The organism is Streptomyces sp. NBC_01463, assembly GCA_036227345.1.
GTDB lineage: Bacteria > Actinomycetota > Actinomycetes > Streptomycetales > Streptomycetaceae > Streptomyces.
The window spans coordinates 6605342-6624790 of sequence record CP109468.1; the positions used below are offsets into that span (position 1 = coordinate 6605342).

Consider the following 19449-nt stretch of genomic DNA (forward strand, 5'->3'; position numbering starts at 1 on the left):
CGTCCCCTCATGACCAACCACCGGAGAAACCCGTGGTGCCGCCTGTTGTGCCGCCCACCGCGGCGGACTGGGTCAGCGAACCGTGATGGCTCGCCTGCTGCCAGAGCCGGGCCAGGTCCGTGCCCGGCCGGACCGGCACCGCCGTCCAGCCCGCCTCGCGCAGCGAACGGAGCCGCTCCTCGGAGGCGGCCTGGGAGGCGGGCGATTCGCCGTGCACCCAGGCCGTGCTGTCCAGGACGAACGCGACGGCCCCGCCGCTGCGCTGCCGCATCCGGGCCGCCACCGCCGCCTGCTCCTCGTCCAGTTCGCCGAGGAAGGCGATCAGCAGGCCCTCGTTGCCCCCGCGCAGCACGTCGTAGGCGCGCGAGAGACCGCCTCCGTCGGAGTGGTCGACCACGGCGAGGGCGTCCATCATCAGTCCGGCCGAGTCCGCCGAGTCCTGGGTCGAACCGGCGAAACCGCTCTCGCCCTCGCCCGGCACCGCGGTGCCGTCGTCCGTCAGCAGGCGGACCGCGAAGCCCCGTTCCAGCATGTGCACCAGGGCGGAGGCCGCGCCGGAGACGGCCCACTCGAAGGCCGAGTCGGGCCCGGTGCCCTGGTAGGCGACCCGCCGGGTGTCCAGCAGCACCGTGCACCTGGCCCGCTGCGGCTGCTCCTCGCGGCGCACCATCAGCTCGCCGTAGCGCGCGGTGGACCGCCAGTGGACGCGTCGCAGGTCGTCGCCGTGCCGGTAGCCGCGCGGGATCACGTCGTCCTCGCCGGCCAGCGCGAGCGACCGCTGCCGGCCCTCGCCGTAACCGGAGGCCTCGCCCGCGAGGCGGACCGGGGGCAGCGGCTCGGTGCGCGGGATGACGACGAGGGTGTCGTAGGCGCTGAACGAACGCGTCAGCTCGCACATCCCGAACGGATCGCTCAGCCGCAGCTGCAGCGGACCGAGCGGATAGCGCCCGCGCAGATCGGACCGCACCCGGTAGGACACCTCGCGCCGCCCGCCCGCCTCCACCCGGTCCAGGACGAACCGGGGCCGCGGGCCGAGCACGTACGGCACCCGGTCCTGGAGCATCAGCAGACCGGTGGGCAGCCGCGAGACGTTGTCCATCCGCAGATGGACCCGGGCCTCGCTGCCCGCGGGCACCCGGGACGGCGAGAGCCGCCGGGTCCCCGCGACCCGGTACCGGGTCCGGAAGAGCACCGCCACACAGACCAGGGGCAGCACCGCGAGCAGCAGGCCGACCCGCAGCAGGTCCGCCTGGCCCAGCACATACGCGCAGACCGCGGCGGCGACACCGGCCGCGAGGAAGGACCGGCCGCGGGTGGTCAGACCGCCCAGGGCGGCCCGCAGACCGCCCTTGTCGTCGCTGTCGTCCATCGCGGTCGGCCCCCCGGCGGCCATCAGAGCCGCCGTGCGCCGGGCTGCTGCCGGCCGCCGTACACCGAGCCGGGCCGGTGCTGCGGGACCGGGGCGGCCGCGCCGCCCGACGCCGTGGGCACCGGGGTCTGCTGCAGGATCTCCAGCACGACCTGCTCGGCGGTGCGGCGGTTGAGCTGCGCCTGCGCGGTGGGCAGCAGCCGGTGCGCGAGCACCGCGACCGCCAGCTCCTGCACATCGTCCGGCAGGCAGTAGTCCCGGCCGCTCAGCGCGGCGGACGCCTTGGCGGCGCGCAGCAGGTGGAGCGTGGCGCGCGGCGATGCGCCGAGCCGGAGGTCGGGGTGGCTGCGGGTGGCTCCGACGAGCTGCACCGCGTACCGCCGGACGGCGTCGGCGACGTGGACGGTGCGGACCGCCTCGATCAGCTTCACGATGTCGTGCGCGTGCGCCACCGGCTGGAGGTCGTCCAGCGGCGAGACGCCGCCGTGCACGTCGAGCATCTGCAGCTCGGCCTCCGCGCTGGGATAGCCGATCGACACCCGGGCCATGAACCGGTCGCGCTGGGCCTCGGGCAGCGGATACGTGCCCTCCATCTCCACCGGGTTCTGCGTCGCCACGACCATGAACGGGTCGGGCAGCTCGTAGGTGTGCCCGTCGATCGTGACCTGGCGCTCCTCCATCGACTCCAGCAGCGCGGACTGGGTCTTGGGCGAGGCGCGGTTGATCTCGTCGCCGATCACGATCTGGGCGAAGATCGCGCCCGGTTTGAACTCGAAGTCGCGGCGCTGCTGATCGAAGATGGACACACCGGTGATGTCCGAGGGCAGCAGGTCCGGTGTGAACTGGATGCGCCGCACCGAACAGTCGATGGACCGGGCCAGCGCCTTCGCCAGCATGGTCTTGCCGACTCCGGGGACGTCCTCGATCAGCAGGTGTCCCTCCGCGAGCAGCACGGTCAGCGAAAGGCGTACGACCTCAGGCTTGCCCTCGATCACACCTTCCACCGACCTGCGCACCCGCTCCGCTGTGGTGGTCAGATCTGTGAGGCTCGCTCGATCGTCATAGGTCGTCACCCGGCCCTCCTCGGCCCTGCCCCACGCTCACCAGGAGCACGGGATTCCCCAGTCACGGGCCGGCGCCCTTGTGCGGCCCGGCCCACCCCGAAACACGGACACCGCGTCGGACGGGTCCGACGGGGTGTCACACCCGCATTCTTGTTGCCGTTACCGCTTCGTGTCACTCGCCTGTGGACAACCGGGGCCGATATGTCGGATCGGGGAGGATTTTCACTGCCGGAATGTGCTCGTCCGGCGCCCTCGCGTCAGGAAACCGGAAGGATCTCGCGCAGCAGTCCGGTGGTCACGTCGAAGACGAAGCCGCGCACGTCGTCGGTGTGCAGCAGGAACGGCGAGGTGCGCACGCGCTGCATCGACTGACGCACGTCCTGGTCCGCGTCGCTGTACGCCTCCACCGCCCAGGCCGGCCGCTGGCCGACCTCCATCTCCAGCTCCTGGCGGAACTCCTCGGTGATGGACTCCATGCCGCAGTTGGTGTGGTGGATCAGTATCACGCTGCGCGTGCCGAGGGCCCGCTGGCTGATCGACAGCGACCGGATCACGTCGTCGGTGACCACGCCGCCCGCGTTGCGGATGGTGTGACAGTCACCGAGCGCCAGGCCGAGCGCCTTGTGGAGGTCGAGGCGGGCGTCCATACAGGCGACGACGGCGACGCGGAGCACCGGCTTGGCGTCCATGCCGGGGTCGCTGAACTCGGAGGCGTACTGGACGTTCGACTCGACGAGCCGGTCGGTGACGGTGCCGCCGGTGCGGGCCTGGTCCGTGGCAGGGGTGTGCGCAGAAGTCGACATGGATACGACGTTATCCCTCGTCGGCGGGGCGGGCGTGCTGTGGAACGGGACAAAGAACGTCAACGGCGCTTGTTGTGAGGTAACCCACAAGCCTCACACTCGGTCACCCGCTCGGGTGAACAAAGCGAGGGCCGACGCGCTGTCGGGTTGATTGATCGGGAATCGATCGAATGGCAGGGTGGACTAAAGTGACGGGAAGTTACCGACACCCTGCACATTCCGATGTTTTCCCCGTGTGCGCGGCGTACGTACGGCCCGGCCCTCTCCCGCTCGCCGGTCGGCTGACGCCCCTTCCCCGGCGCCGGCGGACCTCCCCTTCGCGAGCGGGCGGGGACCAGGCCGTACGTGCAGCCACCCGGGACCTGAGCCTGAGAGGGCGCATGAGCCAGACCCGACACGTCCCGGTGATGCTCCAGCGGTGCCTGGACCTGTTGGCCCCGGCTCTGGAAGCACCGGGCCCGCAGCCGCCCGTGGTCGTCGACTGCACCCTGGGCCTCGGCGGACACAGCGAGGCACTGCTCTCCGCGTTCCCCGAAGCCCGGCTGATCGCCCTCGACCGGGACAAGGAGGCGCTGCGCCTCTCGGGCGAACGGCTCGCCCCCTACGGCGACCGGGCGACCCTGGTGCACGCCGTCTACGACGAACTGCCCGAGGTCCTCGCCCGGCTCGGCGTCCCCAAGGTCCAGGGCGTCTTGTTCGACCTCGGCGTCTCCTCCATGCAACTGGACGAGGCCGACCGCGGATTCGCCTACGCCCAGGACGCCCCCCTCGACATGCGGATGGACCAGACGACCGGCATCGGCGCGGCCGAGGTCCTCAACACCTACCCGCCGGGCGAACTGGTCCGCATCCTGCGGGCGTACGGCGAGGAGAAGCAGGCCAAGCGGATCGTCTCCGCGGTCGTCCGCGAACGCGAGAAGGAGCCGTTCAGCAACAGTGCCCGGCTCGTCGAACTGATCCGGGACTCCCTGCCGCAGGCCGCCAAGCGCACCGGCGGCAACCCCGCCAAGCGCACCTTCCAGGCGCTGCGCATCGAGGTCAACGGCGAGCTCACCGTGCTGGAGCGGGCGATCCCGGCCGCGGTGAAGAGCCTCGCCGTCGGTGGCCGCATCGCCGTGCTGTCCTACCACTCGCTGGAGGACCGCCTGGTCAAGCAGGTGTTCGCGGCGGGTGCCGCCAACACCGCGCCGCCCGGACTGCCGGTCGTCCCCGAGCGCTACCAGCCCCGGCTGAAGCTGCTGACCCGCGGCGCGGAGCTGCCCACCGAGGAGGAGGTCGCCGAGAACCGGCGCGCCGCCCCCGCCCGGCTGCGCGGCGCCCAGCGCATCCGCGAGGAGGAGCGATGAGCCGGCGGCGACCGGACACGTCACGGACCCGGCCCGGGGACGGAGCGGCGCGGTGAGCAAACCGGACGGCCGGCTGAAGGGGCGCGCGGCACGGCTGACCCGGCTGATGCCGTCCGGGCCGAGCACCGCGGCCCGGACCCCGTTCGTCCTGCTGGTCGTCCTGCTCCTGGGCAGTGGTCTGATCACCCTGCTGCTGCTGAACTCCGCGCTCAACGAAGGATCGTTCCGGCTGAGCGAGCTGAGGAAGCGGACCACCGAACTCACCGACGACCAGCAGGCGCTCCAGCGCGACGTCGACAGCGCGTCCGAGCCCGACGCCCTGGCCCGCCGGGCACGGGAGCTGGGCATGGTCCCCGGCGGCAGCCCCGCCTTCCTCGACCCGGACGGCACGGTCCGCGGCGTGCCCTCGGCCGCCGGCGCCGCGCCGGTCACCGCGCCGCCGCCGAAGCCCGAGGCCCCCGAGCCGCCCCCGGTCGCCTCACCGACCCCGTCCGGCCCCAGCCCTTCGCCCACCGCCACCGCCACGCCCGCCGCCACCGGGCCGAGTACCCCCGCGGCGAAGCCCGGCGCGTCCGCGAGCGGAACCGCGACGCCGAAGCCGGGCACATCGGCGAAGCCGCGTACCCCGGCAGTCCAGCCCTCCACGACCCCCGGCAGGTGACGCAGTGCCTTCCCAGGAACCACCGCGCCGTCGGGTACCCGGCCCGGCACGCCCGCGCAACGCGGGGGCCCGCTCCGGCCGCCCCCGGTCCGCCGCCCGCCCCGAGCCACGGCGACGGCCCGCCGCCGCACCGCGCGGCCGGACCCCGCGCGGCCGCTCGGGCCGTCCGCTGCGCCTCGGCAGCCCCCGGCCCCGGCTGCGGCTGGTCAGCCTCGCGCTGACGCTCGTCATGATCGCGTTCGTCGTGCGGCTCCTCCAGGTCCAGGCCGTCGACGCCAACGCGTACGCGGCCAAGGCCGAACAGAACCGCTACCTCAGCTACACCGTCGCCGCCGAGCGAGGCCAGATCACCGACCGCGGCGGCATCGCGCTGGCCACCAGCGTCGACGCGTACGACATCACCGCCGACCCCAAGATGTTCACCCCGGCCGACAGCAAGGCGCCCGACGCCCCCCAGCAGGCCGCCGCGCTGCTCTCGCCCATCCTGGGGGTCGACGCGGCCGAGCTGACGAAGAAGCTGTCGAAGCCCAAGAGCCGATACACGGTCCTGGCCCGCCGCCAGACCCCGCAGGTCTGGAAGCAGATCAAGGACCTCAAGTCCGTCTTCGCCGAGAAGGCCGAGAAGGACGAGGCGGCCGGCGGCACCGGCGCCAATGTGCTGGCCGGTGTCTTCCAGGAGTCCACCACCAAGCGGGTCTACCCCAACGGCGGGCTCGCCGCCGGGATACTGGGGTACGTCAACGCCGAGGGCAAGGGCGCGGGCGGCCTCGAATCGCAGCTGGACAAGGAGCTCGCGGGCGAGGACGGCACCATCAAGTACGCCCAGTCCGGCGGCCGCCGGGTGCCCACCGCGGGCACCAAGGAGGTTCCGGCCGTCGCCGGCTCCGACATCGAGCTGACCATCGACCGCGACATCCAGTGGGCGGCCCAGAAGGCCATCTCCGACCAGGTGAAGGAGTCCAAGGCCGACCGCGGCTACGTCATCGTGCAGAACACCCGCACCGGCGAGGTCCTCGCCATGGCGAACGCCCCGGGCTTCGACCCCAACGACCTCTCGCAGGCCGACGCCGCCTCGCTCGGCAACGCGGCCCTCCAGGACGTCTACGAGCCCGGCTCCACCAGCAAGGTCATGTCCATGGCCGCCGTGCTGGAGGAGGGCGCCGCCACCCCCGGGACCCATGTCACCGTGCCCAACCGGCTGCACCGCGGCGACCGGCTCTTCAAGGACGACGTCGACCACGCCACCTGGTACCTCACGCTCAACGGCGTACTCGCCAAGTCCAGCAACATCGGCACCATCATGGCCACCGGCCAGCTGGGGAAGACCCAGGCCGCGGCCAACAAGGTGCTCTACTCCTACCTGCGCAAGTTCGGCATCGGCTCACCGACCGGACTCGGCTACCCGGGTGAGACCCCCGGCATCCTCGCCAAGCCGCAGGACTGGTCGACCTCGCAGCAGTACACGATCCCCTTCGGGCAGGGCCTCTCGCTCAACGCGATGCAGGCCGCCTCGATCTACTCGACGATCGCCAACGGCGGAGTCCGGATCGAACCGACGCTCATCCGCGGCACCAAGGGCGCCGACGGACGCTTCACCCCCACCGAAGCCCCCGGCCAGACCCGGGTGGTCAGCGAGAAGACCGCAAAGACGCTCGCCACCATGCTGGAGTCGGTGGTCGACGACCAGGAGGGCACCGGAACGAAGGCCAAGATCCCCGGCTACCGGGTCGCGGGCAAGACGGGTACGGCCAACCGAGTCGATCCGGTACGCGGCGGCTACCACGGCTACACCGCCTCCTTCGCCGGTTTCGCCCCCGCCGACAACCCCCAGATCACCGTCTACTGCGCCATCCAGAACCCCACCAGGGGCAGCCACTTCGGCGGCCAGACCTGCGGTCCCATCTACAAGCAGGTCATGGAGTTCGCGCTGAAGACGCTGCAGACCGCACCCTCCGGCAGTAAGCCGGCCCGGCTGCCGGTGTCCTTCAAACCCGGCGAGTGAACGCGCGGAGACCACCAGTGACAACCATCACCCCCGACCCCGGGAACCGGAACGGGAACGACCGCACCGCCGCCCCCTCACTTCGCGAGAGGCCGGGTGGGCCCGGTACGCTCACCGCCGTGCCCCACGCTGAACAGTCCCGAACCACCCAGAAGGACGCCCCTGTGAACTACCCGGGAGCGCCCCGCCCGGATCGGCTGCGGCCGACCTCCCTGGTCACGCTGGCAGCCCGGCTGGGAGTCCAGCCGCCCGGCACCGGCGAAGTCACCGGCATCACCCACGACTCCCGGGCCGTACGCCCCGGAGACGTGTACGCGGCCCTGCCCGGCGCCCGCCTGCACGGCGCCGACTTCACCGCCCAGGCGGCCGGCCTCGGCGCCGCCGCCATCCTCACCGACCCGGCGGGCGCCGAACGCGCCGCGGCCACCGGACTCCCGGTCCTGGTCACCGAGGACCCGCGGGGCCGGATGGGCGAACTCGCCACCGAGATCTACGGCCACCCCGGCACCGACCTGCTCCAGATCGGCATCACCGGAACCTCCGGCAAGACCACCACCGCCTACCTCATCGAGGGCGGCTTCCGCGGCGCCGGACGCAGCACCGGGCTGATCGGCACCGTGGAGATGCGGATCGGCGACGAGCGCATCAAGTCCGAGCGGACCACCCCCGAAGCCACCGATCTGCAGGCCCTGTTCGCCGTCATGCGCGAACGCGGCGTCGACGCGGTGACCATGGAGGTGTCCAGCCACGCCCTGGTGCTCGGCCGGGTCGACGGCTGCGTCTTCGACGTGGCCGTCTTCAACAACCTCAGCCCGGAGCACATGGAGTTCCACTCCGGCATGGAGGACTACTTCCAGGCCAAGGCGTCGCTGTTCACCCCGCAGCGCAGCAGGCAGGGCGTCGTCAACTTCGACGACGAGTACGGCCGCAGGCTGATCACCGAGGCATCCGTCCCGGTCACCACCTTCTCCGCCGAGGGCCACCCGGACGCCGACTGGCGCGCCGAGGACGTCGAGGTGGGCCAGCTCGGCTCCACCTTCACCGTCGTCGGCCCCAAGGACGAACGGGCCACCGCCAAGGCCCCGCTGCCCGGCCCGTTCAACGTCGCCAACACCCTCGCGGCGATCGTCACCCTCGCCGTCGCGGGCATCGACCCGCAGACCGCCGCGGACGGCGTCGCCGCCGTGCCCGGGGTGCCCGGCCGACTGGAGCGGGTCGACGCCGGACAGCCGTACCTCGCGCTCGTCGACTACGCGCACAAGACCGACGCCGTCGAATCGGTGCTGCGCTCCCTGCAGAAGGTCACCGAGGGCAAGCTCCACATCGTCCTCGGCTGCGGCGGGGACCGCGACACCACCAAACGCGGCCCGATGGGCGCCGCCGCGGCGCGCCTCTCCGACACCGCCGTACTGACCTCCGACAACCCCCGCTCCGAGGACCCCCTCGGCATCCTCGCCGCCATGCTCGCGGGCGCCGCCGAAGTGCCCGTGCACGAACGCGGTGACGTCCTGGTGGACGCCGACCGGGCCGCCGCCATCGCCGCCGCGGTCGGCCGCGCCGGACCCGGCGACACCGTACTGATCGCCGGCAAGGGCCACGAGCAGGGCCAGGACATCCACGGAGTGGTACGCCCCTTCGACGACCGGGTGGTCCTGCGCGAGGCCATCGAGCGGTCCCTGGGACACGAGAGCGCCACCCACCGTGCCCCCACCCACGAGAACAACAGTCAGGGATGACCAAGTGATCGCCCTTTCCCTCGCCGAGATCGCCGAAATCGTCGGCGGGCAGTCGTACGACATACCGGATCCGGCCGTCATCGTCAGCGGGCCAGTCGTCATCGACTCCCGGGAGGTGAAGCCAGGCAGCCTCTTCGTCGCCTTCGCCGGTGAACGCGTCGACGGCCACGACTACGCGCAGCGCGCCGTCGAGGCCGGTGCGGCCGTCGTCCTGGCCTCCCGCCCCGTCGGTGTACCCGCGATCGTCGTGGACGACGTGGTGGCGGCGCTCGGCGCCCTCTCCCGGTCCGTCGTCGGCCGCCTCGGCACCACCGTCGTCGCGCTCACCGGATCCGCCGGCAAGACCTCCACCAAGGACCTCATCGCCCAGCTCCTGGAGCGCAAGGGGCCGACCGTCTACCCGGCGGGCAACCTCAACAACGAGATCGGTCTGCCGCTCACCGCGCTGCGTGCCACCGCGGAGACCCAGCACCTCGTCCTCGAAATGGGCGCCCGGTACATCGGCGACATCTGTTACCTCACCGGACTCGTCCCGCCCCGGATCGGGCTCGTCCTCAACGTCGGCAGCGCCCACATCGGCGAGTTCGGCGGCCGCGAGCAGATCGCCCAGGCCAAGGGCGAGATGGTCGAGTCCCTCCCCGAGGACGGCCTCGCCGTCCTCAACGCCGACGACCCCCTCGTCCGCGCGATGACCTCCCGGACCAAGGCCCGGGTGCTGTTCTTCGGTGAAGCCGCGGATGCGGACGTACGGGGTGAGAACGTCCGGCTCACCGAGGACGGCCGCCCCGCGTTCAGGCTCCACACACCCACCGGGTGCAGCGATGTGACCATGCGCCTGTACGGTGAGCACCACGTGTCGAACGCGCTCGCCGCGGCCGCCGTCGCCCATGAGTTGGGCCTGTCCGCAGACGAGATCGCCGTGGCGCTCTCCGAGGCGGGCACCCTCTCCCGCTGGCGCATGGAGGTCACCGAGCGTCCGGACGGCGTGACGTTCGTCAATGACGCCTACAACGCCAACCCCGAATCCATGAAGGCCGCGCTCCGCGCGCTGGCCGCCATGGGGAAGGGGCGTCGTACGTGGGCGGTGCTCGGCCAGATGGCCGAGCTCGGCGACGCCTCGCTCACCGAGCACGACGCGGTCGGACGGCTCGCCGTCCGGCTCAACGTCAGCAAGCTCGTCGCGGTCGGGGGCAGAGAAGCCTCCTGGCTGCAACTGGGCGCATACAACGAGGGTTCGTGGGGTGAGGAGTCGGTGCATGTGTCCGACGCACAGGCTGCCGTCGACCTGTTGCGCAGTGAACTGCGCCCGGGAGACGTCGTGCTGGTGAAGGCGTCCCGGTCGGTCGGCCTGGAGCAGGTCGTTACGGCACTGCTGGAGAACGCGACCGAGGGCGAGGTCGCCGGCCGATGAGGCAGATCCTCTTCGCGGGGGCCATCGGGCTCTTCCTGACCCTGGTCGGTACCCCGCTGCTGATCAAGCTGCTGGCCCGCAAGGGATACGGGCAGTTCATCCGGGACGACGGCCCGCGCAGCCACGGATCGAAGAAGGGCACGCCCACGATGGGCGGCATCGCCTTCATCCTGGCGACGATCATCGCGTACGTGCTGGCGAAGGTCATCACCGGCGAGGACATGCGCTTCTCCGGTGTGCTGGTCCTCTTCCTGATGGCCGGCATGGGACTCGTCGGCTTCCTCGACGACTACATCAAGATCGTCAAGCAGCGTTCGCTGGGCCTGCGCGCCAAGGCGAAGATGGCCGGCCAGCTGATCGTCGGCATCGCCTTCGCGGTGCTCTCGCTCCAGTTCGCCGACGCCCGCGGCAACACCCCCGCCTCCACCAAGCTCTCGTTCGTCGAGGACTTCGGCTGGTCGATCGGCCCGGTGCTGTTCGTGCTCTGGGCGCTCTTCATGATTCTCGCCATGTCCAACGGCGTGAACCTGACGGACGGTCTGGACGGCCTCGCCACCGGTGCGTCCGTGATGGTCTTCGGCGCGTACACCTTCATCGGGCTCTGGCAGTTCCAGGAGTCCTGCGCCAACGCGGCCACCCTCACCAACCCGAGCGCCTGCTTCGAAGTGCGAGATCCGCTCGACCTCGCGGTCGTGGCCTCCGCGCTGATGGGCTCCTGCTTCGGCTTCCTGTGGTGGAACACGTCGCCCGCCAAGATCTTCATGGGCGACACCGGCTCGCTCGCCCTCGGCGGAGCGCTCGCCGGTCTGGCGATCTGCTCCCGCACCGAGTTCCTGATGGCGGTGCTCGGCGGCCTCTTCGTGATGATCACGATGTCCGTCGTCATCCAGGTCGGCTCGTTCAAGATGACCGGCAAGCGCGTCTTCCGGATGGCGCCACTGCAGCACCACTTCGAACTCAAGGGGTGGTCCGAAGTCCTTGTCGTGGTCCGCTTCTGGATCATCCAGGGCATGTGCGTGATCGTCGGCCTCGGCCTCTTCTACGCAGGATGGGCAGCCAAGAAGTGAGCAACGTGGACTGGCAGGGCAAGCACGTCACGGTCGCCGGACTCGGGGTCTCCGGGATCCCGGCGGCCCGGGTGCTGCACGGCCTCGGCGCCGTCGTCACCGTGGTCAACGACGGGGACGACGAGCGCTCGCGCACCCAGGCCGCGGAGCTGGAGGCGCAGGGCATCACCGTGCGCCTCGGCGACGGGGCCACCCTGCCGGAGTCCACCGAGCTCATCGTCACCACCCCGGGCTGGAAGCCCGACAAGCCGCTCTTCACCGCGGCCGCCGAGGCGGGCGTCCCCATCTGGGGCGACGTCGAACTCGCCTGGCGGCTGCGTGGGCGGGACGGCCGGGAACCGGCCCCCTGGCTCGCGGTCACCGGCACCAACGGCAAGACCACGACCGTACGGATGCTCGCCTCGATCCTGGAGGCGGCCGGGCTGCGCACCGCCGCGGTCGGCAACATCGGGGTCTCGCTGCTGGACGCGGTCCTCGGCGAGGAGACGTACGACGTCCTGGCCGTCGAGCTCTCCAGCTACCAGCTGCACTGGTCGCCCTCGCTGCGCGCCCACTCCGCAGCCGTCCTCAACCTGGCGCCGGACCACCTCGACTGGCACGGCTCCATGGCCGCGTACGTCGCGGACAAGGGCCGGATCTACGAGGGCAACACCGTCGCCTGCGTCTACAACGTGGCGGACCCCGCCACGGAGGAACTGGTGCGCGAGGCGGACGTCGAGGAGGGCTGCCGGGCGATCGGCTTCACCCTCGGCACCCCGGGGCCCTCCCAGCTCGGGGTCGTCGACGGCATCCTCGTCGACCGCGCCTTCGTGACGAACCGGCAGAAGCAGGCCCAGGAGCTCGCCGAGGTCGCGGACGTGAACCCGCCCGCCCCGCACAACATCGCCAACGCGCTGGCGGCAGCGGCGCTGGCCCGCGCCTTCGGCGTGGAGCCCGCCGCCGTGCGCGACGGGCTGCGGGCCTTCCGCCCCGACCCGCACCGCATCGAGCACGTCGCGGACGTCGCCGGGGTGGCGTACATCGACGACTCCAAGGCCACCAACACCCACGCCGCCGAAGCCTCCCTGGCGTCCTACGACTCCATCGTCTGGATCGCCGGCGGGCTGGCCAAGGGCGCGAGCTTCGACGAGCTGGTGACCGGGTGCGCGAAGCGGCTGCGGGGCGTCGTGCTGATGGGCGCCGACCGCGCCCTGATCCGCGAAGCCCTCGCGCGACACGCCCCCGAGGTCCCGGTGACCGACCTCGACCGGACCGACACTGGGGCGATGTCCGAGGCGGTCCGCGAGGCGGCACGGCTCGCCCGGCCGGGAGACACCGTACTGATGGCCCCGGCCTGTGCCTCGATGGACATGTTCGTCAATTACAACAAGCGGGGCGAGGCCTTCGCGGACGCCGTCCGCGCACAGGCCGCCGAGAACGACTGACGGGCCCGGCCTCCACGCCGTACGGTCCCGGAACACCCGGGTACGCGCGACCGCGCCGGGGCCCGGGCCCTCGGCACCGAAGCCCCGGGCACGAGCAGTGGAGGGGACAGGGACCATGCCGGCCGAAGAGAGCTCTGCCGCACGCGGCAGGGACCGCTCACGGGCGACCTCGGCGATCAGCCGGGCGCTCCGTCCACCCCTCCTGGCGGCCGCGGGCGCACCGCTCCCCGCCGGACTCGCCCTGCGCGTCCGGCCGGCCGCCGCCTCCAGGCGGCCCCCGGCGGCCCGCTCCAGGACCTCCGGCAGCCCCCGTTCCCCCCGGGGCGGAGGCGCGCGGCGGCTGTACGAGCAGGCACGCCGGGCCTGGGACCGCCCGCTGACGGCGTACTACCTGATCCTGGGCGCCGGGCTGCTGATCACCGTGCTCGGGCTCGTGATGGTCTACTCCGCCTCGATGATCAAGGCGCTGGAGCTCGACAAGCCGGGCACGTACTTCTTCCGCAAGCAGTTCCTCGCCGCCGTCATCGGCGCCGGACTGATGGCCATGGCCGCCCGGATGCCCGTCAAGCTGCACCGGGCGCTGTCCTACCCGCTGCTGATGGGCGCCGTCTTCCTGATGGTGCTGGTCCAGGTGCCGGGGATAGGGATGTCGGTCAACGGCAACCGGAACTGGCTCTACCTCGGCGGCCCCTTCCAGCTCCAGCCCAGTGAGTTCGGCAAGCTGGCCCTCGTCCTGTGGGGGGCCGACCTGCTCGCCCGCAAACAGGACAAGCGGCTGCTGAACCAGTGGAAGCACATGCTGGTGCCGCTGGTCCCGGTCACGTTCATGCTGCTCGGGCTGATCATGCTCGGCGGTGACATGGGCACTGCGATCATTCTCACTGCGATCCTTTTCGGACTGCTCTGGCTGGCCGGAGCGCCCACCCGGCTGTTCGCCGGCGTGCTCGCCGCCGCCGGCCTGATCGCCTTCCTGCTGATCAAGACCAGTCCGAACCGGATGTCCCGGCTGGACTGCATGGGAGCCAGCGAACCGGGCCCGGGCGGCTCGTGCTGGCAGGCCGTGCACGGCATCTACGCGCTGGCGTCCGGCGGATGGTTCGGATCCGGGCTCGGTGCAAGCGTGGAGAAATGGGGCCAACTCCCCGAACCTCACACCGACTTCATCTTCGCCATCACCGGGGAGGAACTGGGGTTGGCGGGGACGCTGTCGGTACTCGCCCTCTTCGCGGCTCTAGGCTATGCGGGTATCCGCGTGGCCGGACGCACGGAGGACCCCTTCGTGAGGTACGCAGCGGGAGGTGTGACCACCTGGATCACGGCCCAGGCCGTGATCAACATCGGTGCGGTGCTCGGCCTGCTGCCGATCGCCGGTGTCCCGCTTCCGCTGTTCTCCTACGGGGGTTCGGCCCTGCTGCCGACCATGTTCGCTGTCGGGCTGCTGATCGCGTTCGCGCGAGCGGATCCCGCCGCGAAGGCGGCCCTGGCCATGCGGAGGCCCGGGGTGAGATGGAAGACGATGAGACGGCGCGTCAAGAAGCGTCCGTCCGGAGAGCGGTGAATTTCGGTGCATGTCGTACTCGCCGGTGGGGGGACCGCCGGCCACATCGAGCCCGCGCTTGCCCTCGCGGACGCCCTGCGCAGGCAGGACCCGAGCGTGGGAATCACCGCTCTCGGCACGGAGCGCGGACTCGAGACCAGGCTCGTACCCGAGCGGGGGTACGAACTCGCCCTGATCCCGGCCGTGCCGCTGCCGCGCAAGCCCACCCCTGAGCTCATCACCGTGCCGGGCCGGCTGCGCGGCACCATCAAGGCGGCCGAGCAGATCCTGGAGCGCACCAAGGCGGACTGCGTGGTCGGCTTCGGCGGCTACGTGGCCCTGCCCGGCTACCTCGCCGCCAAGCGCGCCGGAGTGCCGATCGTGGTGCACGAGGCCAATGCCCGGCCGGGCCTGGCCAACAAGATCGGTTCGCGGTACGCGCACGGGGTCGCCGTCTCCACCCCCGACAGCAAGCTGCGCGGTGCCCGCTACATCGGCATCCCGCTGCGCCGCACCATCGCCACCCTGGACCGGGCCCGGGTCCGCCCCGAGGCGCGTGCCGCCTTCGGGCTCGACCCCAACCTGCCGACGCTGCTGGTCTCCGGCGGCTCGCAGGGCGCCCGCCACCTCAACGAGGTGGTCCAGCGGGTGGCGCCGCTGCTGCAGCGCTCCGGGATCCAGATCCTGCACGTGGTCGGCCCGAAGAACGAAATGCCGCGCGTGGACAACATGCCCGGGATGCCGCCGTACATCCCGGTACCGTACGTGGACCGGATGGATCTCGCGTACGCGGCGGCCGACATGATGCTCTGCCGTGCGGGCGCGATGACCGTCGCCGAACTCTCCGCCGTCGGGCTGCCCGCCGCCTACGTCCCGCTGCCGATCGGCAACGGCGAACAGCGGCTCAACGCCCAGCCGGTGGTCAACGCCGGCGGCGGTCTGCTGGTGGACGACGCGGCGCTCACCCCCGAGTGGGTGCAGGGCAACGTCCTTCCGGTGCTGTCGGATCCGCACCGGCTGTACGAAATGTCCCGCGCCGCCGCCGAGTTCGGCCGCCGGGACGCCGACGATCTGCTGGTCGGCATGGTGTACGAGGCGATTGCCGCACGCCGAGGCGCGTGAGGCCCACGGGTCCGGGGGCGGTGCCCCCGGACCCGGCATAAGGAGGCGAGCGTGGCCGGACCGACGACCGCCCAGCGCGGTGCAGGGCAGCAGGAGGACACCCCGGACCGCCCGCCGAGCGAACAGCGGCGCCGGATGTCCCGGCGCACCCTGCTGATCGTGATCGCCGCGGCCGTGCTGCTGCTCGGCTCCGGCGCCGTCTGGGCGCTCTACGGCTCCTCCTGGCTCCGCACCGAACAGGTCCGGATCACCGGGGTCGACGTACTGACACCGGCCGAGGTGGAGAACGCGGCGGCGGTGCCGATGGGCGCTCCGCTCGTCTCCGTGGACACCGGCGCCATCGCCGGCAGATTGCGCCAGAAGTTGCCTCGTATCGACTCGGTGGATGTCGTACGGTCATGGCCGCACGGCATCGGACTTAAAGTGACCGAACGAAAGCCGGTCCTGTTGGTGAAAAAGGGCGCAAAGTTCATTGAAGTGGACGCCAAAGGCGTGCGCTTCGCCACGGTGGACAAGGTGCCCGGGCGCGTACCCCTGCTGGAACTGACCCCTGGTCGGTCCGCGAGCCTGCGCCGATTCGGCAGTGACCGGCTGGTGCGGGAAGCGGTCCGGGTCGCGGGCGGTCTTCCGGTCGGGATCGCCAAGGACACCCAGGTCGTGCGGGTCACCTCGTACGATGCGGTCTCCCTGGAACTCACCGGGGACCGCACGGTGATCTGGGGGAGCAGCGAAGAAGGTGCGGTGAAGGCGAAAGTCCTCACCGCACTCATGAAAGCCGCTCCCAAAGCGGGACACTTCGACGTGAGTGCACCCACCGCACCCGCGGTGTCGGGCAGTTGACGCACATTCGGCCTGGCCAGCACCCTGGTTGGTCAGCGCTACGGGTGATCACATAGGGTGAAAAGAAAAACGGGAGGTTCGGCGTGTTCGTTGAACGTGCGCCACTTGTCGACTTAGTGTCCTGTTCGGAAGAGTCCATGAAGCAGACACACTGGTAACCCTAAACTTCAACGTTAGGGTTTGGGTCGGCGTTCGGACCGTCCCAATCGGCATCCGTCGTCGCGGCGGGACTACCGCCAAGCGACGACACGTAACTCGAGGCGAGAGGCCTTCGACGTGGCAGCACCGCAGAACTACCTCGCAGTCATCAAGGTCATCGGTGTCGGCGGCGGTGGTGTCAATGCCATCAACCGAATGATCGAGGTCGGTCTCAAGGGCGTCGAGTTCATCGCGATCAACACGGATGCGCAAGCCCTGTTGATGAGCGACGCCGACGTCAAGCTCGACGTCGGCCGTGAACTCACCCGTGGCCTCGGCGCCGGGGCGAACCCGGCCGTCGGTCGCAAGGCGGCAGAGGACCACCGTGAGGAGATCGAGGAGGTCCTCAAGGGGGCCGACATGGTCTTCGTCACCGCAGGCGAGGGTGGTGGCACCGGAACCGGTGGCGCACCCGTCGTCGCCAACATCGCGCGCTCGCTCGGCGCCCTGACGATCGGCGTGGTCACCCGCCCGTTCACCTTCGAGGGCCGGCGTCGCGCGAACCAGGCGGAGGACGGCATCGCCGAACTCCGCGAAGAGGTCGACACCCTCATCGTCATTCCCAATGACCGGCTGCTGTCCATCTCGGACCGTCAGGTCAGCGTGCTCGACGCGTTCAAGTCGGCCGACCAGGTGCTGCTCTCGGGTGTCCAGGGCATCACCGACCTCATCACCACCCCGGGTCTGATCAACCTCGACTTCGCCGACGTCAAGTCGGTCATGTCCGAGGCCGGATCGGCGCTCATGGGCATCGGCTCGGCGCGCGGCGACGACCGCGCGGTGGCCGCCGCGGAGATGGCGATCTCCTCGCCGCTCCTGGAGGCGTCCATCGACGGCGCCCGCGGTGTCCTGCTCTCCATCTCCGGCGGCAGCGACCTCGGTCTCTTCGAGATCAACGAGGCCGCCCAGCTGGTGAGCGAGGCGGCGCACCCCGAGGCCAACATCATCTTCGGTGCGGTCATCGACGACGCACTGGGCGACGAGGTGCGGGTCACCGTGATCGCGGCGGGCTTCGACGGCGGACAGCCGCCGGCCCGGCGGGAGAACGTCCTGGGTGCGAACTCCACCAAGCGCGAGGAGCCGGCGACGCCGGCCCGGGCCGCCGAGCCCGCGCGCCAGACGGGCGGACTGGGCTCGGTGCCCCCGCGCGAGGAGCCGCCGGTCCAGTCGGAGCCGGTGCCGGCCGCTCATGAGAGCCACCTTCCCCCGGTCACCCCGCCGCACGTCCCGCCGGCCCGTCCCTACCAGGACTCCCAGGCCGAAGAGCTGGACGTTCCGGACTTCTTGAAGTGATAGGCCCGCACCACTCAGTGAGCCATGAGGATTCTGTTCCTTCGGACGGCGGCGCTCATTTCTCCTTCACCGACAGGTGGGGAGGGGTGAGCGCCGCTCCGTACGCGGAGCTCAACCTCGGCGGCGCGGTCGGCGACGACGCCGCCGCCGTTCTCGCCAACCGGGAGCGGGCCGCACGGGCCCGCGGACTCGATCCGGCACAGGTCGTCTGGATGAACCAGGTGCACGGCCGGGATGTCGCCGTGGTCGAAGGACCCTGGGGTGACGCCCGCGAGATTCCCGCCGTGGACGCGGTGGTGACCGCGCGACGCGGACTCCCGCTCGCGGTTCTCACCGCCGACTGCACTCCCGTACTGCTCGCCGACCCGGTCGCCGGGATCGTCGCAGCAGCACACGCGGGCCGGCCCGGACTGGTCGCCGGAGTGGTGCCCGCAGTGATCGGGGCCATGGTGGAGCTCGGCGCCGAGGCCTCGCGGATCGTCGCCCGCACCGGACCGGCCGTCTGCGGCCGGTGCTACGAGGTGCCGGCCGAGATGCGGGACGAGGTCGCGGCCGTCGTCCCCGCCTCGTGGTCCGAGACCAGCTGGGGAACGCCGGCGGTCGACGTCACCGCCGGAGTCCACGCGCAGCTGGCGGACCTCGGGGTCACCGACCGGCACAGGTCGTCCGTCTGCACCATCGAATCGGGCGACCACTTCTCGTACCGACGCGACCGCACCACCGGGCGGCTCGCTGGATATGTCTGGCTGGACGGATAGGGCATGACGGACCGTAAGGAACAACTCTCCGCGAATCTGGCGCACGTGGAGGAACGGATCTCCTCCGCCTGCGCCGCGGTCGGTCGCGATCGGGAAGAAGTGACCCTCATCGTGGTCACCAAGACCTACCCCGCGAGCGATGTGCGGATCCTGCACGAACTCGGTGTGCGCCATGTCGCGGAGAATCGTGACCAGGACGCCGCCCCCAAAGCCGCCGATTGTGCGGATCTGTCCCTCACATGGCACTTTGTCGGTCAGTTGCAGACGAACAAGGTGCGATCTGTGGCGAGTTATGCCGATGTCGTGCAGTCGGTGGACCGTACGAAGCTGGTGACCGCGCTCTCGGCCGCGGCCGGCCGCGGCGGCCGTGAACTCGGGTGTCTCATCCAGGTCGCGCTCGACGCGGAGAGCGGAGAGCGGGGGGAGCGCGGCGGTGTCGCCCCCGACGGGATCGAGGAGTTGGCCGACGCGGTCGCGTCCGCACCCGGACTGCGGCTCGACGGTCTGATGACCGTCGCCCCGCTGGCCGGACCGTTCGCCGGAAGGCAACGGGCGGCGTTCGACCGGCTGATGGAATTCTCATCCCGGCTGCGCGGGAACCATCCGGCTGCGAACATGGTCTCTGCAGGGATGAGTGCGGACCTCGAGGACGCGGTTGCGGCCGGAGCGACACATGTGCGCGTCGGTACTGCGGTACTCGGAGTCCGACCCGGGCTCGGGTAACGTCGCCAAGCAAGTCGGACCACAGCAGAAAATATGGTCATTACCGCCTATGGCGGGCAGGCCACAGTGGATCGCGGGCACTTGGTGACAGATGC

General features: G+C 71.0%; 16 protein-coding genes. 13 read left to right on the forward strand and 3 right to left on the reverse strand.

Annotated features, from left to right (window positions below; translation table 11 throughout):
- Positions 1-7 precede the first annotated feature (7 nt).
- From OG521_29130 to OG521_29140, 3 genes are all read right to left on the reverse strand, one after another.
- Positions 8-1393, reverse strand: coding sequence for a DUF58 domain-containing protein (locus OG521_29130; protein WUW24612.1), 1386 nt, complete (start codon positions 1391-1393; stop codon positions 8-10).
- Positions 1393-2442, reverse strand: coding sequence for a MoxR family ATPase (locus OG521_29135; GenBank protein ID WUW24613.1), 1050 nt, complete (start codon positions 2440-2442; stop codon positions 1393-1395). Before OG521_29135 ends, OG521_29130 begins: the two co-directional genes overlap by 1 nt.
- Before the next feature lie 248 nt (positions 2443-2690).
- Positions 2691-3236, reverse strand: coding sequence for a carbonic anhydrase (locus OG521_29140; GenBank protein ID WUW24614.1), 546 nt, complete (start codon positions 3234-3236; stop codon positions 2691-2693).
- Between the two features lie 380 nt (positions 3237-3616).
- Between OG521_29140 and rsmH the strand changes: the two genes are divergently transcribed.
- From rsmH to OG521_29205, 13 genes are all read left to right on the forward strand, one after another.
- The gene (rsmH, locus tag OG521_29145) at positions 3617-4582 is read left to right on the forward strand and encodes a 16S rRNA (cytosine(1402)-N(4))-methyltransferase RsmH (protein ID WUW24615.1); all 966 of its coding nucleotides are present in this window, start codon (positions 3617-3619) and stop codon (positions 4580-4582) included.
- A gap of 106 nt (positions 4583-4688) precedes the next feature.
- On the forward strand, positions 4689-5243 hold the full coding sequence (locus OG521_29150; protein ID WUW26835.1) for a cell division protein FtsL: 555 nt from the start codon (positions 4689-4691) through the stop codon (positions 5241-5243).
- A 4-nt stretch (positions 5244-5247) separates the two neighbouring features.
- Positions 5248-7245: a penicillin-binding protein 2 gene (locus tag OG521_29155; protein ID WUW24616.1), complete on the forward strand. Its 1998-nt coding sequence runs from the start codon at positions 5248-5250 to the stop codon at positions 7243-7245.
- Positions 7246-7262: 17 nt separating this feature from the next.
- The gene (locus OG521_29160) at positions 7263-8981 is read left to right on the forward strand and encodes a UDP-N-acetylmuramoyl-L-alanyl-D-glutamate--2,6-diaminopimelate ligase (protein WUW24617.1); all 1719 of its coding nucleotides are present in this window, start codon (positions 7263-7265) and stop codon (positions 8979-8981) included.
- Between the two features lie 4 nt (positions 8982-8985).
- The gene (locus OG521_29165; protein ID WUW24618.1) at positions 8986-10392 is read left to right on the forward strand and encodes a UDP-N-acetylmuramoyl-tripeptide--D-alanyl-D-alanine ligase; all 1407 of its coding nucleotides are present in this window, start codon (positions 8986-8988) and stop codon (positions 10390-10392) included.
- Positions 10389-11459, forward strand: a complete 1071-nt coding sequence (gene mraY, locus OG521_29170; GenBank protein WUW24619.1) for a phospho-N-acetylmuramoyl-pentapeptide-transferase — start codon at positions 10389-10391, stop codon at positions 11457-11459. The genes OG521_29165 and mraY overlap by 4 nt, the downstream gene beginning before the upstream one ends.
- Complete coding sequence (murD, locus tag OG521_29175; protein WUW26836.1) at positions 11456-12883, forward strand: UDP-N-acetylmuramoyl-L-alanine--D-glutamate ligase; 1428 nt, start codon at positions 11456-11458, stop codon at positions 12881-12883. Before mraY ends, murD begins: the two co-directional genes overlap by 4 nt.
- Before the next feature lie 115 nt (positions 12884-12998).
- The gene (gene ftsW, locus OG521_29180) at positions 12999-14441 is read left to right on the forward strand and encodes a putative lipid II flippase FtsW (protein ID WUW24620.1); all 1443 of its coding nucleotides are present in this window, start codon (positions 12999-13001) and stop codon (positions 14439-14441) included.
- Between the two features lie 6 nt (positions 14442-14447).
- Positions 14448-15542, forward strand: a complete 1095-nt coding sequence (gene murG / locus OG521_29185; protein ID WUW24621.1) for an undecaprenyldiphospho-muramoylpentapeptide beta-N-acetylglucosaminyltransferase — start codon at positions 14448-14450, stop codon at positions 15540-15542.
- Between the two features lie 51 nt (positions 15543-15593).
- The gene (locus OG521_29190) at positions 15594-16382 is read left to right on the forward strand and encodes an FtsQ-type POTRA domain-containing protein (GenBank protein ID WUW24622.1); all 789 of its coding nucleotides are present in this window, start codon (positions 15594-15596) and stop codon (positions 16380-16382) included.
- Between the two features lie 276 nt (positions 16383-16658).
- Positions 16659-17873 carry a cell division protein FtsZ gene (gene ftsZ / locus OG521_29195; protein ID WUW24623.1) on the forward strand — a complete coding sequence of 405 codons (1215 nt, stop codon included), beginning with the start codon at positions 16659-16661 and terminating at the stop codon, positions 17871-17873.
- Between the two features lie 17 nt (positions 17874-17890).
- Positions 17891-18631: a peptidoglycan editing factor PgeF gene (gene pgeF / locus OG521_29200; GenBank protein WUW24624.1), complete on the forward strand. Its 741-nt coding sequence runs from the start codon at positions 17891-17893 to the stop codon at positions 18629-18631.
- 3 nt (positions 18632-18634) lie between these two features.
- On the forward strand, positions 18635-19354 hold the full coding sequence (locus OG521_29205; GenBank protein ID WUW24625.1) for a YggS family pyridoxal phosphate-dependent enzyme: 720 nt from the start codon (positions 18635-18637) through the stop codon (positions 19352-19354).
- Positions 19355-19449: the final 95 nt, after the last annotated feature.

Excerpts from the sequence above, each read along its gene's own strand:
- OG521_29130 (WUW24612.1), bottom strand. The coding sequence starts at position 1,393 with ATGGCCGCCGGGGGGCCGACCGCGATGGACGACAGCGACGACAAGGGC.
- OG521_29140 (WUW24614.1), bottom strand. The coding sequence starts at position 3,236 with ATGTCGACTTCTGCGCACACCCCTGCCACGGACCAGGCCCGCACCGGC.
- rsmH (WUW24615.1), top strand. The coding sequence starts at position 3,617 with ATGAGCCAGACCCGACACGTCCCGGTGATGCTCCAGCGGTGCCTGGAC.
- OG521_29150 (WUW26835.1), top strand. The coding sequence starts at position 4,689 with ATGCCGTCCGGGCCGAGCACCGCGGCCCGGACCCCGTTCGTCCTGCTG.
- mraY (WUW24619.1), top strand. The coding sequence starts at position 10,389 with ATGAGGCAGATCCTCTTCGCGGGGGCCATCGGGCTCTTCCTGACCCTG.
- ftsW (WUW24620.1), top strand. The coding sequence starts at position 12,999 with ATGCCGGCCGAAGAGAGCTCTGCCGCACGCGGCAGGGACCGCTCACGG.
- OG521_29205 (WUW24625.1), top strand. The coding sequence starts at position 18,635 with ATGACGGACCGTAAGGAACAACTCTCCGCGAATCTGGCGCACGTGGAG.